The sequence below is a fragment of the Micromonospora sp. NPDC051925 genome (assembly GCF_044548625.1).
Lineage (GTDB): Bacteria > Actinomycetota > Actinomycetes > Mycobacteriales > Micromonosporaceae > Micromonospora.
Window position 1 is genome coordinate 19146 of record NZ_JBIUCH010000010.1, and the last position, 16619, is coordinate 35764.

The window sequence follows — 16619 nt, forward strand, 5'->3', positions numbered from 1 at the left end:
ACTGGCTGATGAATGGGCTGGTTGAGTGGCTCGCCGAGCGGTTGTTGGAACTGCTCGGCGGGCTGCTGACCTACCTGACCTCGTCAATGTTTCTGTCACCGGACGTCACCGTCCTACCGCAGGTGCAGGCGATCGCCGACAAGGGCGCCCTGGTCGTCAACTCCTGCTTCGTCCTGGCGATCATCGCCGTGGGCATCGCCACGATGGTCGGCGGCTCGGTCGAGGTGCGCTACGGCATCAAGGAGCTGGCACCCCGGCTGATCGTCGGGCTGGTTGCGAGCAACTTCGCCGTCCCGCTGTGCGCGGCGCTCATCGAGGTCGCCAACGCACTGACGGTCTCCATGGTCGGCACGGCCGCGCCGACGACGGAGGCGGTCAACATGGCGCGCACCCACGTCGCCGCTGCCCTGTCCGACCCGGCCAATGCCCTGGTCGCCCTGATCGTCGGCCTGCTCATCGTCGGGCTGATGTTCACCCTCGTCACCGGTTGGATCGTGCGCATTGGGGTCCTGGTGATCCTGGCCGGGATCGCCCCGGTCGCGCTGGCCTGCTACGCCACGCCGTGGACCCAGGGGACCGCGCAGCTGTGGTGGCGGACCCTGCTGGGCTGCCTCGGTGTGGCCACCTTGCAGGCCGTCGCGTTCTCGACCGGCGTCCAACTGCTGATCGACCCGAACGCCAGCCTGCCGGTCCTACTGGGCCTGCCCGGCTCGGACATTCTGAACCTGCTTCTCGTCGCCGTCTTGCTCTGGGTCACGATCAAGATCCCGAGCATGATGAGCCGGTTCGTGACCAGCAGGGGCGGGGCGAACAGGGGCGGGGTCTTGCTGCGGGCGGTGCTGATTCAGACCGTCACCCGCAAGCTGCCGTTCGGCGGCATGGTGCGAGGTGGGCGATGACCCACGACGACACCACACCCCGGGCCGTGGTACCGGCCAACGTCAACGAGCCCGACCGCATCGCGTTCGGGCTCACGTTCCGGCAGCTGGGCATCGTCGGTGGCGTGGGCCTCGGTGGGTTCGGCCTGTACCAGACCTTCGGGCACCTGCTACCGCCGGCCGTCTGGATCGTGGCCGGGTTCCTCGTGTTCGCCGTCGCGATCGTGGTGGCCCTGGGCCGCCGCGACGGGCTTCCGCTGGACGTCTGGCTGCGGCACGGTTTCACTCTGTCCCGCAGCCCACGCCAGCTGGCACCGGGAACACCTCGGGCCAGCTCGGTCGCGGCTGTCGCCGGCACGACAAGCGTTCCGGCGCCGCTGCGCTCGCCGGTCACGGCGGTCAGCCCGACCGGTGTCCTGACCAGCGAGGGCCGCGCTAGGGTGCTCGTCGCCTGCGGCACCACCAACATCCATCTGCGCACCGGCGGCGAGCAATCGGCGCTGTTGGACGGATTCGGCCGGTTCCTCAACTCGCTGACCGGCCCGGCGCAGATCGTCGTGGCCGCCCAACGTCATGACCTGACCGCACACGCCCAAGCGATCGTCGATCATGCCCCGCGCCTGCCGCATCCGGCGCTGCAAAAGGCGGCCGACGACTACGCCGGCTTCTTGCTCGACCTCGACACCGAACGCGATCCGCTGCGCCGTCAGGTGATCGCGGTCGTCACTGGCGAGCACTCCGCCGACACCGCCGTGCGCGCCCTGTCCGGGCTCGGTGTCGAAGCCGCCGCGCTGGACGGGCCAGCCGTCGCGGCGGCGCTCGCCAACGCGGTCGATCCCTTCTCCCCACCCGTGCCCGGCCCGCGAGCGGTACCCGGCGCCTCCATCACCGTACGGAGCAGCACATGAACCTGAAACCCAAGAAGACGACTCTTGCGGCCGGTAAGGGGATGCCCTCACCGGCCGCTTTGTCGGTCACCCCGTGGCACGTCCAGGTAGGTGACGGCTACGCCGCGACCTACGCCGTGTGCGGGTATCCGGCCGAGGTCGGCCCGGCGTGGCTCGACCCACTGTTGTCCTATCCGGGCCGCGTGGACGTCGCCGTGCACATCGACCCCGTCGCGCCGCAGCTGGCCGCGCCGATGCTCAAGCGCCAGCGAGCCCGGCTGGAGTCGTCGCGGCGGCTGGACTCCGATCAGGGCAAGCTCGGTGACCCGATGGTGGATGCGGCGGCGGCCGACGCCGCCGACCTCGCCGAGCGGGTCGCCCGCGGCGCGGCGAAGCTGTTCGACACCGGCATCTACGTCACCCTCCACGCCCGCGACCTCGATGAGTTGCGGACCCTCACCGCGGGCGTGAAGTCCGCCGCCGCCTCGGTGCTCCTGGACCTGCAGCCCGCGACGTTCCGCCACCAGCAAGGCTGGATCTCGACCCTGCCGATCGGCGTGGACCTGCTGCGGATGCGCCGTATTCTCGACACCACGGCGTTGGCCGCCGCGTTCCCACTCGCCTCGGCCGACCTCGCCGCCCCCGCACCCGGTGTCATCGCCCCGCCAGAGGGCGTGCTCTACGGCGTGAACACCACCTCCAACGGGGTGCTGATCTGGAACCGGTGGGCGCAGGACAACCACAACAGCGTGGTCCTGGCTCGCAGTGGCGCGGGCAAGAGCTACTTCGTCAAGCTCGAAGTGCTGCGCAACCTGTACCAGGGCACGGCGGTGTCGGTCATCGACCCCGAGGACGAGTACGCGCCCCTGGCCGAGCATGTCGGCGGGACCGTCGTTCAGCTGGGCGTGCCCGGGGTGCGGGTCAACCCGCTCGACCTGCCCACCGACAACCGGGCCGACACGCTGAACCGGCGCGGCCTGTACCTGCACACACTGATCTCGGTCATGCTCGGCGCACCGCCGCCGCCGACCGAACGGGCCGCCCTCGACCGGGCGATCACCGCTACCTACGCGGCGGCGGGTATCAACGGCGACCCGGCCACCTGGACCCTGCCAGCGCCCCTGCTGCGTGACCTGGCCGAAACCCTGGCCGCTGACGACGACCCGGCCGCCGGGCAGCTCGCCGCTCGGCTCGCCCCATGGACGATCGGGAACTTCAGCTCCCTGTTCGACGGGCCGACCACGACCACCCCGCGCGGGCACCTGGTGGTCTGGTCCCTGCGGCACCTGTCCGACGAGCTGCGTACGGTCGGCACGCTGCTGGCGCTGGACTCGATCTGGTCGGGCATCGACACTCCGAACACCGGCGCCCGCCGGCGGCGGCAGCTCGTCGTCGTCGACGAAGCCTGGCTGCTGATGCGCGACGGCGAGGGCGCGCGGTTCCTGTTCCGGATGGCCAAGGCAGCCCGCAAGCGGTCGGCGGGGCTGTGCGTCATCACCCAGGACGCCGCCGACGTGCTGTCCACCGACCTCGGCCTCGCCGTTGTGTCCAACGCGGCCACACAGGTGCTGATGCGCCAGAGCACCCAGTCCATCGACGCGGTGTCCGAGGCGTTCAGTCTCACCGCTGGGGAGTCGAGGCTGCTGCTGTCGGCACCCAGGGGCGAGGGTCTGCTCGTCGCGGGCCGCTCACGGATTCCCTTCCGCAGCGTCGGGTCGGCGGCCGAGCACCGGATCGCCGTCACGGGAATCGGTGAGGCCGAATGAACACCCTACCGACCTGGCCCGGCGAGGTTGGGCAGTGGATCGTCGCGCGGCCGTGGCTGGGCTTCCTCGCAGCCGCCGCGATCGTTGGCTACGTGTTCGGCCACGATCAGGTGCTCGCCTGGCGGCACAAGCGGTATGCGACCGGCGCGCGGTGGCTGACTATCGCCGCGCCGCCGGAGGTCACGCCGGAATCGGCGGCGGCATTCTGGACGACGCTCGTCGGGGTCCTGACGCCCTCGGTGTGGCGGCGGCGGGTGTACGGCATCCCGCATGTGGGCTGGGAGTACACCTGGACCGGCCGAGCCCTGACGATCAGGGTGTGGGTGCCGGGCACAGTGCCACCCGGCGCGGTCGAGGCCGCCGTCCGCGCGGCCTGGCCCGCCGCGACGTTGACGACCGAGGACGCCGTCGAGCCGATCCCGGCCAGCGTAGGTGAGCAGGTCGGCGGGGCGCATTGGCCGCAGTCGACCGACGCGCTGCCACTGCGCACCGAGCACGACGCCGACCCGCTTCGGGCGCTGCTGTCGGCCGGGGCCGAGGTTCGTCACCGCGAGCACGCGTGTGTGCAGATCCTCGCCCGGCCCGCGACGGCCCGCCGCGTGCGTGCGGCCAGACGGGCGGCTGCGACCAGCGGCACCCATCCCCATGGGCGGCCCGATATGGCCGCCCGTGCCGTCTCTGGGATGGCGCGGCTGGCCATCGAGCCGCTGTTGTGGATGCTGGATGTGTTCACGCCCGGCCCGTCCCGGTCACGAACCCCTACTCACGCGGGGGCGACTGGTCGGACGGCCGAACGTGATCCGGTGGCCACTGCCGACGCCCGCACGATCGTGGAGAAGGCCGTACGGGTGCCGCACTACGAGATCGCGGTCCGGTTCGCCGTCGCGGCCGACCTGGACAAGTCGCAGCCGGACAAGGAGCGGGCCAAGCAGATCCGCGAGCGCCTTGTCGGTCTGGGGCACACCATCGCCTCGGCCGCCGCGGCGTACAGCGGCCCGAACCGGCTGCGGCGGATGAAGATGCCCGCTCCGGTGGCCACGGTCGCGGGGCGCAGGCTTCGGCGCGGGTTCCTCGCGTCGGTGCCGGAACTTGCGGCGATGGCGGCGCTGCCGCAAGACCTGGCCGTGCCGGGCCTGGACCGGGCTCGGGCCAAGGCGGTGCCGGCGCCGGTGGCGGTGCCCTCCGGCGGACGGGGCGTGAAGGTGCTGGGCCGCTCGCAGATCGGCCACCACTCGGTGGGCCTGACCGTCACCGACGCCCGCCAGCACATCCACGTCGTCGGCAAGACCGGTGTCGGCAAGTCCACGCTGCTGCTGAACATGATCCTGGGCGACATCCGGGCCGGTCGCGGGACGGTGGTCATCGACCCGCGCGGGGACCTGATCACCGACATCCTCGACCGGCTCCCCGCCTCGTACGCCAAGAAGATCGTCATCATCGACCCCGACCAGGAGAACCCCGGCTGCTTCAACCCCCTGGATGACCGGGGCGATCCACATCTGGCTGTGGATAACCTTGTGGGTATCTTCGCGAAGATCTTCCAGGGGCAGTGGGGGCCCCGTATGGACGACACGATGCGGGTCGCCTGCCTGACGCTGATGCGGCACGCGAAGCCGACGCTGAGCCTGGTGCCTTCGTTGTTGCAGGACAAGGATTTCCGGGCCAGGTTCACCCATGGCCTGGACGATCCGGACGGGCTCGGCGGGTTCTGGGTCTGGTACGACGGCATCAACGAGTCGTTCCGTGGCCAGGTCATCGCGCCGGTCCTGGCGCGATTGCGGGCGTTCCTGTTGCGGGACTTCGTGAAGTCGGTGATCGGCAACGCCCGATCGTCGTTCGACATGGGCAAGGTGCTCGACGGCGAGGTGCTGCTATGCCGGCTACCCAAGGGCATCCTCGGTGAGGAGACGGCCCGCATCCTGGGGTCGCTGATCGTCGCCCAGGTCTGGCAGGCCGCCATCGCGCGGGCCAGCATCCCCGAAGCCGAACGCAAAGACGCCAATCTATACATTGACGAGTGTCAGAACTTCCTGACCCTGCCAGGCAGCGTCGGAGACATGCTGGCCGAGGCGCGTGGCTTCCGACTCGGATTGGTGCTGGCCCACCAGGACCTGGCGCAACTGCCCAAGGACGTCGGGGCGGCGATCTCGGCCAACGCCCGGTCGAAGCTGTACTTCAACGTCGACCCGGCCGACGCCCGCGAGCTGTCCCGGCACACCAAGCCGGAGCTGGACGAGCACGACCTCGCCCACCTCGACGTCTACACCGCCGCCGCCCGCCTGCTGGTCGGCAACCGGGAACTGCCCGCGTTCACGTTCGTCACCAACCCGCCGGTTGAGCTGGTAGGTGAGGCGACCGCGATCCGTCAGGAGGTCGCCGCCGCGCACAGCCGCGACACGGACGATCCGCCGATGGAGCGGTTGGCCCGGACGGCGATGAAGCGGCGAATGGCCGCCCGCGAGCGCTGATCAAGGCCGCTCGTTTCGGGTCTCGGCCGGATACGGCATCGGGGGCTCGCTTGGGGGTGTCTGCGACACGAGACCCCATGCGAGCCCTCTTCGCCTGACCTGTCAGGTGCCTGACCTGGCCAAACCTGGCCAGCCGTCGACCCGATAGCAAGATCAACCTATCCAGACTCCCTACCGGGACTCTCTCTCCAGGGGTATCCACCTATGCCACCAACTCTCTCTGATGGCCTGCTGGCCATCTATCCCCACATCACCAGCCGTGACCGTCAGCTTCTCCAGCTCCTCGACGACCACCAGGTCCTCACCACCGACCAGCTCCACCGGCTGTTCTTCCTCGCCCGGCGTACCTGCCAGATCCGCCTCAACGAGCTACGAGCCCTGGGCCTGCTCGATCGGTTCCGGTTCGCCCGCGACGGCGGAGGCAGCCAGCCGTGGCACTGGACCCTCGGCCACAACGGGCACCGGTTCCAGGCCGCCGCCAACAACCGGACCGAACCCACCGCCCGCACGAGCCGCCAGACCATGCAGCGGCTATCGGCCAACCCGAACCTCACACACCAGGTCATCACCAACGAGTTCTTCGTGCGGCTGTCCGCGTACGCCCGTCGCCATCCCGAGGCGCAGCTGACCCGGTGGTGGTCGGAAGCCACGGCTGCCAGGCAGTTCCGCCGAACCATCACACCCGACGGCCACGGCCTCTGGAGCGTCACCGGCACCACGGTCGGCTTCTACTTGGAGGCGGACACCGGCAGCGAATCGCTGACGAAGGTCACGGGCAAGCTCGACAAGTACGCCGAGCTGATCCGCCGCGCCAGCGTGCGGTATCCGGTGCTGTTCTGGCTCGGTAGCCAGCAGCGCGAGGAGCACCTACACCGGCTTCTGCGCGGCCGGCGCGGTGAAGTCCCGGTCGCGACCGCGACCCACGATGCCGATCCGGCGGGCGCGGTGTGGCTTCCGGCTGGCACCACCGGTCGCGTCCGGCTGGCCGATCTACCCAGCGACCACGGCGAGCCGAGGGCCGAGAACCCGAACTTTGACGATGACGGCGTCTTCCTGGTCTGACAGACCCTGTCAGCCCGACCGTCAGACCTGTCAGCGCAGGTCAACGGCATGGAGGCGTTTCCTGACAAGGGTTGTGATGTCAGGTCGCATGGCTACGGTGCAGCTTCTTCTATTTCTTCTGCTCGCACCGCCGCCCGTCTGTCCTCCCGGACCTGCCTCGCGCCAGCGCGATCACCCATAGCCCACCTTCCCGGTCGGCTCGTGATCCACGCTCGCGCCTTCCATGGCAGCCTCCCCGGCCCAGACGTCGCGATCCGGTGGCATCCACTCACCCCCTGTCCGCCCCTCGAAGGGAGCACCCCGCCATGCCCGCCACCCGCACGATCATCGTCACCTTCCCCTCCGGCTCCGACGCCAACTGGTTCACCGCCTCGGAGGTCATCGACCACCACCTCAACACCGCCGGCACCCCGGTCCGCCGCTTCGCGGTGCGTCACCGCCGCATGATCGGCTGGATCACCCGGTGGTTCGACACCAACCTGCTCGACGCAGTACGCCGTTTCGGCTCGGTCACCCGTGCCTCCGGCGGACGCCTCAGCCGTCTCAACCTGACCGCCACGGTCACGAACGCCAACAACGAGGCCACCGCCCGCTGGCGGATGTGGCACCAGTACATCGCCACCACCACCCCCACCGCCCGCACCTGGGAGGACTTCCAGGCCCAGCACCAGGCCGACCCGAAGAAGATCAGCATCGATGAAGCTCGGCGCCGTTTCGAGCAGCAGCCCCGCGTGCTGGCCATGATCGCCATGTCCGCGCACCCCACCGCCACCAACACCTTCGACCCCTACGAGCTGGACGCCTACCAGGCAGGAGAGGCCACCTACGCCGCGCTGCACTGGAAGACCGCCCTGGTTGGTGACGCACTGATCACCGCCGAAGGGCAGCTGTTGGAACCCACCAGCCCCTCGCTCGCGGACCGGCTGCGCTACCTCCAGCGCGCGACCAGCTACCTGCACGGTATGCGCTCCCACCAGCGCCTCTGCGCCGTCGCTATCGACTGACAACACCCCCGACATCCCTCAGGACCGGTCGCAGCCTCGCTGCGACCGGTCCTTCGCCATGCCCTCATCCAGCCATTCCGACCAGGAGACACCCATGTTCCTGACCGACCCCGCGCTCCGGCACATCGCCGCCGTCACCAACGAGGTTCTGCCCGAACACCTGTGGCGCTACGACACCGCCACCGAGGACGCCTTGGGCGACCTCGCCCGCATCCTGCACCGGACCACGCTCGGGTTCAACAACACCACGGCCTTCCTCGACCAAGCGGTGCAGCAGTTAACTGCCCGCCCGGAACTCCGTCTGGCCGGTTACCGCCACGCCTTGCCCAACATGCTCGCCGCCGTGGAGCGCCACGGCATCCTCGCCGACCTGCTCATCGACGCCTACCGTGCCTGGCGCAGGCACCGCCCGATCGAGCGTCACGGCGACGAGCACTACCTGCTGATGCAGTACGGCGACCCGTCGCGGGGCGTGGGAGTGCTGCGCGCTCACGGGCCGAACACCTGGCTGGTGCTCCCCGACGCAGAAGCCGCGTTGGCGTTCGAGGCACCGTACGCCGGGCGCGTCGTCGGCCAGGTCGCCCAGACCGAAGATGGCTGGACGCCCATCGCGTACACCGATCCGGCGTACCTCACCGAACAGCCCAGCATGATCTACCGGCTGCCGGCCTGCGACGACATCGCCTCGGCCTGCCGGTCGCTGCTGCGCTGGTGGCAGCTGCGGCACTCGGCCCTCTGGAACAGCCGTACGCCTGACCAGCTCACCGAGCCCGAACTCGCCCGACTCGCCATCTAGGGGGTCGCCGTGCTCAACCTTGACGCGGTGGGCCGCTGGATCATCCGGCGAACCGGCCGCACCCTCGACCAGCACGCCACCGACCCCGTCCCGGCTGCCGCGCACCTGCCCCAGGCAGCCAGCGACATGCGGCGCGCCCGGACCGAGCTGCTGCTCACCGTCGACCGGCTGCGGACCGCTCTCATCAACGAGGACGACCTGACCGGCAGCGTCGCCGCCGTCACGGGGTCGCTGGCGGACATCGAACAGCTCGGCCGCGACTACCGGCACGCCCGCAACTGGGCCGACACCCTGATCACCGACCCGGCCCGCACCGAGTACGCCGCCGCCAACACCGGCGGGTCGCTCCACCGGCGCTACGTCAACCCCGGTGACACGGTGCTCGTCGTCCTGCCGCACACCGACTCCTGCCGCAAGCAGCGGCTCGCCGGTCGGCGTACCCGCGTGCGCATCAGCCAATCCGACGCCGAGCTGGACCCCACGGTCGGCCCCGGACAGCTACGCCTGCCGCACGCCGACGCCGGGATCTACCACGATCCGGCCGAGGGCGGCACGCTCTACGTCCTGGAGTCCGCGGCTGACAAGGCCGCCGCCTCCGACGACTGAACCCGGGCGGCGTTCTACCGCCCCGAGGCCACCGGGCCGCATCCCAGCACACACACCTCACGGCAGCGCACAGATCCACGCGCCTGCCGCGATGACTGCTGCCCGCGACCCGGCGCACGGCAGCCCGACACAACACCGTGCCGGGCTTCAACCCGCTAGTTCCCAAGGAGGGAACCATGCAGCACAACCTGTCCCTGACCCCTGCCATGCGGGAGGTCCTCGACTCCCTGCGCCAACTCGGCCAGGGCAACGTCAACGAACTGGCCGAGAAGTCCGGCCGTGCCGTCAGCACCGTCCACAAGGCACTGAAGACCTTCAGCGACGCCGGGCTGATCAGCGAGGTCGACACCGGCGCGGACCCGGCCGAGGGCACCCCCGCCCGGTGGACCCTCGCCGAGGACGTGGCGCTGGACGAGGCCGACCTCACCACCGACGACCTCAGCGACGCCGAGGTGGCCGGCCGTGAGGAGCAGACCGACTTCGACGCCGACCTGATCGACGAGGACCCGGAGGGCAACGACGCCAACGACGACTCGCAGCCTGGCTACGAGCCGGACGACTACGACGACGCCGACGCCGTCGAGGACGACGCCGAGGACGACGCCGACGCGGACGCCGCCGACGGGGCCCCGGCCGCTGAGGACGCGGACAGCGACGAGAGCGAGGACGAGCGCAGCACGGTCGTGGTCGTCCGGCCGAGCCGCCCCGGCGACCGCAAGGTCATGACGATCAAGGCGGTCATCTCCGAGCACGGTGAGGACGGCGCGACCACGATGGAGATCGTGGCCGAGAGCGGTATCGGGGACGCGACCGTCGCGCGTCTGCTGGCCGCGATGGAGCAGGCCGACGCCGCCCGCCGTCTGCCCGGCACCCCCCGGCGTTGGATCGCCGGACCCACGAAGGCAAGCGAGGTCGACCCGAACCCGGAGCCGCTCCGCTGCCCGCTGTGCTTCCAGGTGATCAAGGGCCTGTCCGAGTCGCCGGAGGCGGTCGCCCAGGTGCAGCCCCTCGTCCGCCAGGACGGGACGCTGCACGTCGTGACCGAGGACGGCACGGTCCACACCGTGACGCTGCCCAAGCGGGTGCCGACCCGGACGCCGGGCTTCGCGACGGTCGGGACGCGCCGCACCGACGCCACGATCAACGCCGACGGCAGCCAGCCGTTCGGCAGAGGCGAGTTGGAGCGGCTGACGTTCGACACGCTCAAGGCCAACCCGGGCCGGACGATGACGCCGCAGGAGATCGCAACTTCGATCAGCAGCCAGCTCGGTGGCCGGGCGGTCAGCTCCGGGGCGGTGCGCAACAACTGCGGCAAGCTCGGTGCCGCCGGCCGCATCGTCATGGTCTCCGAGGTGCCATGGGCCTTCCAGTTCCCGGCGCCCGCCGAGGCCGGCGGCGACGCGGACCAGGCCGACGACGCCACGAACGAGCAGTCCTGATGGCAGTGCCGGGGTCGAGCGATTGCCCGACCCCGGCGGCGCCGATAGGAAGGAGGCAACGCGTGTACGACGGATTGCAGATCAACACCCTCTGGGGTGGTGCCTGGCCGACAGATGTCACCGACGCCAGAAATCACGACCACGAGCACAGCCCCGTACTCATGGCACCGGTAGCGAACCTGTTGGGCGAGCCCTGGTACCTGGAGTCGGGGTCACCGGGCGGCGACTACGTGATCTGGCTGGACATCAAGCACGGCAAGTACGCCGACGGGCAGGTGGGCATCAGCCCACACCCCGCCGAGGACGGGCTGATGCGGTGGGTCATCGGGCTGGTACACGACTCAAGACACGCAGTAGAGAACGACCACGAGCTGCTGATCACCGAAGCGCCAGATGCGGTAGTCGCGCGGGTCCGGGAGTTCCTGGCCGAACACGGCATCGAGGTGCAGAACAGGATCGGCACGGTCGACGGTCCCGACTACGACGTCAATGCCTCCGCCAACCCGGACACCGACCGGTAGCCCTACCTCGACAGATCGCCGAGGGAATCGCGCCCGCCTCGACCGCCCGCCATATCGGCGTCGGCACCGTCGCCACTATCCGCTCGCACGAGGCCGCCCTCGGCAGCCTCGCCCAGGCCGGTACTCGACCCCGATGACGTTCGCGCTACCCGCGCGGTACGGCATCAAGGCCGGACGGCAGTAACCCCCTCACATCCTTCGGGGGCCGAGCCGCCATGGCTCGGCCCCCCAAGCCATTTCGGAAGGAGAACCCCTATGCCGCACGAGCTTGAGACCTTCGCCAACGGGCAGACCGCCTTCGCCAGTGCCCGGGTCTCGGCCTGGCACCAGCTGGGCACCGTCACGCAGAACACGATGAAGGCCGAGGAGATCATGTCCGCCGCCCTGCTGGGCGACTGGGGCGTACGCACGATCCCCGTGTATGGCGTCGACATCGTGGAAGGCGTCGAGATCCCGATCCTCGCCGACGACAAGCGCATGACGGTACGCCGTAACCCGGTCACCGGCGACACCGAGTACCTGGGCATCGTCGGTACCGACTACACGGTGGTACAGAACGAGCAGTGCGCTGACATGCTCGACCAGCTCGTAGACCAGGTCGGAGGCAGCCACTTCGAGACCGCGGGCAGCCTGCGCGGAGGCAAGAGCGTGTTCGTCACGATGAAGCTGCCCACGGCGATGGAGATCGCCGGTGTCGATCGCATGGACCTCTACCTCATCGGGACGACCTCCCACGACGGCAGCGCCGCGCTGCGTGTGGACGCCAGCCCGATCCGCGTGGTGTGCGCCAACACCCAGCGCGCGGCCTTCCAGCACGCCGTGGGCCACTACACGTTCCGGCACACGAGCAACGTCAACCAACAGATCGCCCAGGCCCGCGAGGCGCTGGGGCTGATGTGGAAGTACATGGAGACGTTCGAGGCCGCCGCCGAGCGGATGCTTCAGACCGCGATGACCATGACTCAATTCGAGGCGATCGTCGCGCAGGTGTGGCCGGTCAAGGACAACGCCCCGGAAAAGACCCGCAACAACGCCAAAGAACGGCTGGGCACGCTCAAGTACCTGATTACCGAGGCCGACACCCAGCGGGCCATCGCGGGCAGTCGGTGGGCCGGATACCAGGCCATCACCGAGTACCTCGATCACTACCAGCAGGCGAAGAACGCCACCGTCCGCGCCAACCGAGTGCTGACCGGCAAGACCGGCGACCTGAAACTGACCGCCTTCGACCTGCTGAAGGTCTGACCACCACCCCAACCCAGCCGGGGCGGCGGTCGCCTTCGACTGCCGCCCCGGCCCGCCGGAACGGACCAACAACCCATGACCCGCACCATCGAATGCCAATGGAGTGGCCGATGACCCCGCACATTCGTCATCCCCGCGACGTACGCCAAGCCGTCTGCGGCATACCGGCCGCCGACGTGACACGGTGGGAGACCGAGGACCCGCCGCGTTCTGACTACACCTGCGAGGACTGCCTGACACTGCTGCCCGACGCGGCCCGACCCGACGACTACAACCACCCGCCCGGCGACGCCACGCTCATCGACTCGCTGCGGCGGATCGTCGCCGATCGGCAGCACGCCAAGATCGACGGAGTGCTGGTGGACCTGTGGTCGGCCAGCGTCACCGTCACCATCTGGGACCGGCTCAAGGACGAGCACCGGGAGCGGCTGTTGACTCTGCCGTCGCACGAACTGATCCTGCGGTGCGTGGCGATCTACAGCCGGATCACTGGTAAGGCTGGCGGCTGATGACGAGCCCTCGGCCACAGCAGTGGTTCCACTTCGGGCCGTGGGTGTTCTCCATCCACGCCGCCGAGGCGCTGATCGCCGCCGAGCCCCGCGACACCCGGCCGATCGACGTCCCGTCCTGGGCCGCCGCGTTCGGGTTGACCCACCTCGACGAGCCGCACCGAAGCGCGGTCAGCCTGATCGGCCCCACCAGCGATGGCCTCGACCGTGTCTACGCCATGTCCACCGACCTGGCCAAGCCGGTCATCGTCGCCCAGCCGTCCGTCAACGGACACCCGCCCGCGCCGTTGCTCATTGACGGCGCGCACCGGCTCTACCGGGCCTGGCGCGAACAGGTGCCCCAGCTGCCCGCCTGGCTGCTCACCCCCGAGGAAACGCTGCTGATCCAGCACAACGCCGTGCTCGGTCCCGGCCGCGCCGTCATCATCCCGCCAAGCGTCTGACCAGCTGACCCCCACCTACCAACACGACAGCGTGGCCACCGAGCACCTGCTGCGGGCCTCGACCCACGTGCTGCGACAACAGTGCGACTGACCCAACACCAATCCAACGGTTCAAGGTGGGCCGCCCGCGTGGGCGGCCCACGGCCTTTTCGTGTTTCACCACCCTTGAGGGAGACCCTGCTCGCCCCGCAGGTCAACGGGGCAGCTACCACGGCGCGCTGTGGTTCGTGCCCAGCCTCGAACCGGGCAGTGGGACTTGCGCTACGCCACAGTGGTCGACCTCGGCCATCCGCTGGCCGACGCCGCCAACCTGCTCGCCGAGTTCCTCCGCGAGACCCACGCCGGGCTGCTGCCGCTGATCGACCACCTGTAGCCCGTCCCGCACCTCGTCCCCGCCGGCCGCGCACCCGCGCGAAGACCCGGCCTTTTTCTGTTTCACCGGAAGGCATCGTCATGACCAAAGCCGTTATCGGCATCGTCACCCTCGTCATCATCGGCTGCTTCGGCCTGCCGATGCTGCTGCTGTCCTCCGTCATGGGCGGCGGACCCGGCGCTTGCGCCGTCGCCGCGCCCGCCCTGCGCCCCTCCGGGCAGCCTCCCGGCCTCGGCACGTGGGACACCGAACAACTCGAAATCGCCGCAACCATCATCGATGTCGGCGTCGCCAAGGGCGTACCCCGCTGGGGATGGGCAGTCGGGATCGCCACCGCCATGCAGGAGTCCGGCCTGCGCAACCTGCCCTTCCTCGGCGATGCGAACGACCACGACTCGATCGGGGTGTTCCAGCAGCGACCGAGCCAGGGCTGGGGCACCGTCGAGCAGCTAGCTGAACCCGAGTACCAGGCCGCGAGGTTCTTCGACAAGCTGCTTACCGTCCCCGGCTGGGAGACGATGCCGCTCACGAAGGCCGCCCAGGCGGTCCAAGTGTCAGCGTTCCCCGACGCGTACGCGAAGTGGGCCGACGACGCACTCAGCCTGATCGAGCAGCTGACCAGCACCCTGACCGACTGCGCCACCGACGCGCTCGCCGCACTACCGGACGGGTTCACCCTGCCGGTCAACACCCCACCCGCCGTCATGACCGCCATATTCTGGGCGGTCGGGCAACTGGGCACCCCCTACCACTTTGGCGGCAGCTGCACCGACCCGCGCTCCGGCGACCCCGACAAGCAGTGCGACTGTTCCTCCCTGATGCAGTCGGCATACCGGGCCGCCGGAGTGACCATCCCGCGCGTGACCACCGACCAGGTCAACGCGGGAAAGAGAATCACCGACCCAGCCATGCTGCTGCCCGGCGACCTCATCCTCATCCCCGGCAGCGAAGGCACCATGTCCAACCCGCGGCACGTCGGCATGTACCTCGGCCAAGGACTGATCATCCAGGCCCCGAAGACCGGCGACGTCGTGAAGATCACCCGCTTGAACAGCTGGCTCGATCAGATCGCCTCCATCCGCCGGATCGTCACCTAACGGTCGTGTAGGTTCTCACCGCGCGGATGGCGGATTCCCACGATCTTGGCGGCCGGGTGGCGGTTCCGCCAAGATCACGAGAACGACCCGCATATTGGACTGTGCGCCTGACGAACCTAGCAGCCCGGCGCGCAGTATTTTTTTCGCCGTACAGGCCGCTGCGCCCGAGCCCATGGACGGTCTTCAAGATTCAGAACAGATTCAGGGGTTCAACGTCGGTTGGATCAAATTGGTCGACCACGATCGCAACACATTCTGCAATGAGGTAGTCGAGCACAGCCTCGATCTTGCGAACGTCATATGTGCCACGGTCTAGGCTCTCCCTGGTTTGCTTCAAAAATTGTTTGTAATACCCCTCCTTGAATTCGAGCGCGCCTTGGTAGGTGTCTAGATTCTTCTTATAGTTCGTCCAACGAATCTTTGCTGGCGGATGGTTCCCTGCGTTTAGGTCAAGGTAGCACTCGATTGCGGCCGCGCGGCGATTGATGTCCGTGTGATGGACCCCTTCGGGGCCCCGGGTGGGAAATGAGCAAAACTCTTCAAGCTGGGGCAGCATTACGCTGCGCATGTTCCCAGGTAGCATCAGCGTCGACAGACGTTGATGTGCTTCGAGTCCTTCAGCATCGTTGTCAAACACGAAGAGGACCTGGTTTTGAACGTCTATCTTCGCGAGCCCCTCTGCGAACTTTACCAAGCTCCCAGTGCCCGAGAATGGGTGACTCTCGCTGACGTCGATGAAACGGAAGAAATCCGCCACCTCGGGACGCAACAACGCGAGAGCGTGCCTCAAAATGTGGACGTCGGAGCTACCCTCGGTAGCGATCAGGAATGTCTCGGTCCGTCGAGCGTTGGGAAAGAACTCCCGCTCAGCCGCCCATCCGGCCTCCACAAGGGGACCATACTGCCAGACCACAGCGGCGTTTTTATTCGCCTCAGCCTCCGCCAAAATTCGCAAGACCGAGTAGGGATGGAGGATATTTATCAATCTGATAAAGAATTCTCGCTCCGAAAAGGATGGAGATGAGGAGAGTCCGTATGCCGGTATCCTTTCGATCCCCTTTCCTTTGAATCGGACCTGTATCTGCGCTGCACTCTCATGACCTGAAGACGGCGAGACGAAAGTGTCGTCCAGACTACCTACAGGGTGCACGATAGCAAAGTTCATAAACTCCATAAAGCTCATCGGTTCGATCGGAGGAAATTCTTCTTCACCTTCACGGAGGTAGAATTCCCTCCCCTTCCATTCTGACGCGATCACGCCGTACTCGCGTCGGACGCGCTCCAAGTTGAAGCCGAGAAGTTCGAGGCGCGGAGCGACGTGTCTCAGCGGTCGCGTGAACGCCATCTCGTGGGATTCGGGGTTCTCGTCATTTTCTTCGTACCATTCGTAGTTTATCTGGTCGCTTCTGACAGCCTTTAGGTCCTGCTCCTGGAATATCGATCCATGATCCATTCCGCGATGGTTCTTACTGTATGTGACTGCAACGCCGCCCACGTCAAGCGTGATCTCAGTACCCAAGTTCGG

The 16619-nt window shown here is 68.2% G+C and carries 15 protein-coding genes; 14 read left to right on the forward strand and 1 reads right to left on the reverse strand.

The genetic code is table 11. The features are described 5' to 3' along the window. The first annotated feature begins 8 nt into the window (after nucleotides 1–8). The 14 genes from ACIG87_RS15245 to ACIG87_RS15310 all read left to right on the forward strand — a co-directional run bounded on the left by ACIG87_RS15245 (nucleotide 9) and on the right by ACIG87_RS15310 (nucleotide 15094). Nucleotides 9–899: a hypothetical protein gene (locus ACIG87_RS15245; protein ID WP_396851128.1), complete on the forward strand. Its 891-nt coding sequence runs from the start codon at nucleotides 9–11 to the stop codon at nucleotides 897–899. Next, a complete protein-coding gene (locus ACIG87_RS15250; RefSeq protein ID WP_396851129.1) occupies nucleotides 896–1786 on the forward strand; it encodes a PrgI family protein in 891 nt (296 codons plus the stop codon). The genes ACIG87_RS15245 and ACIG87_RS15250 overlap by 4 nt, the downstream gene beginning before the upstream one ends. Next, on the forward strand, nucleotides 1783–3531 hold the full coding sequence (locus ACIG87_RS15255) for a VirB4 family type IV secretion system protein (protein WP_396851130.1): 1749 nt from the start codon (nucleotides 1783–1785) through the stop codon (nucleotides 3529–3531). Before ACIG87_RS15250 ends, ACIG87_RS15255 begins: the two co-directional genes overlap by 4 nt. Continuing rightward, nucleotides 3528–5999: a type IV secretory system conjugative DNA transfer family protein gene (locus ACIG87_RS15260; protein ID WP_396851131.1), complete on the forward strand. Its 2472-nt coding sequence runs from the start codon at nucleotides 3528–3530 to the stop codon at nucleotides 5997–5999. Before ACIG87_RS15255 ends, ACIG87_RS15260 begins: the two co-directional genes overlap by 4 nt. A 204-nt stretch (nucleotides 6000–6203) precedes the next feature. Beyond that, nucleotides 6204–7061 (forward strand): replication-relaxation family protein, encoded by an 858-nt coding sequence (locus ACIG87_RS15265; RefSeq protein ID WP_396851132.1) that lies wholly within the window; start codon nucleotides 6204–6206, stop codon nucleotides 7059–7061. A gap of 305 nt (nucleotides 7062–7366) precedes the next feature. Continuing rightward, on the forward strand, nucleotides 7367–8065 hold the full coding sequence (locus ACIG87_RS15270; RefSeq protein WP_396851133.1) for a hypothetical protein: 699 nt from the start codon (nucleotides 7367–7369) through the stop codon (nucleotides 8063–8065). Between the two features lie 94 nt (nucleotides 8066–8159). Next, nucleotides 8160–8861 (forward strand): hypothetical protein, encoded by a 702-nt coding sequence (locus ACIG87_RS15275; RefSeq protein ID WP_396851134.1) that lies wholly within the window; start codon nucleotides 8160–8162, stop codon nucleotides 8859–8861. A 9-nt stretch (nucleotides 8862–8870) separates the two neighbouring features. Then, the gene (locus ACIG87_RS15280; protein ID WP_396851135.1) at nucleotides 8871–9467 is read left to right on the forward strand and encodes a hypothetical protein; all 597 of its coding nucleotides are present in this window, start codon (nucleotides 8871–8873) and stop codon (nucleotides 9465–9467) included. 176 nt (nucleotides 9468–9643) lie between these two features. Continuing rightward, a complete protein-coding gene (locus ACIG87_RS15285) occupies nucleotides 9644–10906 on the forward strand; it encodes a helix-turn-helix domain-containing protein (protein ID WP_396851136.1) in 1263 nt (420 codons plus the stop codon). 62 nt (nucleotides 10907–10968) lie between these two features. Continuing rightward, on the forward strand, nucleotides 10969–11427 hold the full coding sequence (locus ACIG87_RS15290) for a hypothetical protein (RefSeq protein WP_396851137.1): 459 nt from the start codon (nucleotides 10969–10971) through the stop codon (nucleotides 11425–11427). Between the two features lie 255 nt (nucleotides 11428–11682). Then, complete coding sequence (locus ACIG87_RS15295) at nucleotides 11683–12672, forward strand: DUF932 domain-containing protein (protein WP_396851138.1); 990 nt, start codon at nucleotides 11683–11685, stop codon at nucleotides 12670–12672. A 110-nt stretch (nucleotides 12673–12782) separates the two neighbouring features. Further along, on the forward strand, nucleotides 12783–13181 hold the full coding sequence (locus ACIG87_RS15300; RefSeq protein WP_396851139.1) for a hypothetical protein: 399 nt from the start codon (nucleotides 12783–12785) through the stop codon (nucleotides 13179–13181). Beyond that, complete coding sequence (locus tag ACIG87_RS15305) at nucleotides 13181–13624, forward strand: hypothetical protein (protein ID WP_396851140.1); 444 nt, start codon at nucleotides 13181–13183, stop codon at nucleotides 13622–13624. Before ACIG87_RS15300 ends, ACIG87_RS15305 begins: the two co-directional genes overlap by 1 nt. A gap of 513 nt (nucleotides 13625–14137) precedes the next feature. After that, nucleotides 14138–15094, forward strand: a complete 957-nt coding sequence (locus tag ACIG87_RS15310) for a C40 family peptidase (RefSeq protein WP_396851141.1) — start codon at nucleotides 14138–14140, stop codon at nucleotides 15092–15094. A 190-nt stretch (nucleotides 15095–15284) separates the two neighbouring features. Here ACIG87_RS15310 and ACIG87_RS15315 read toward each other — a convergent pair whose 3' ends face one another. After that, nucleotides 15285–16613, reverse strand: coding sequence for a HEPN/Toprim-associated domain-containing protein (locus tag ACIG87_RS15315; RefSeq protein ID WP_396851142.1), 1329 nt, complete (start codon nucleotides 16611–16613; stop codon nucleotides 15285–15287). Between the last annotated feature and the right edge of the window lie 6 nt (nucleotides 16614–16619).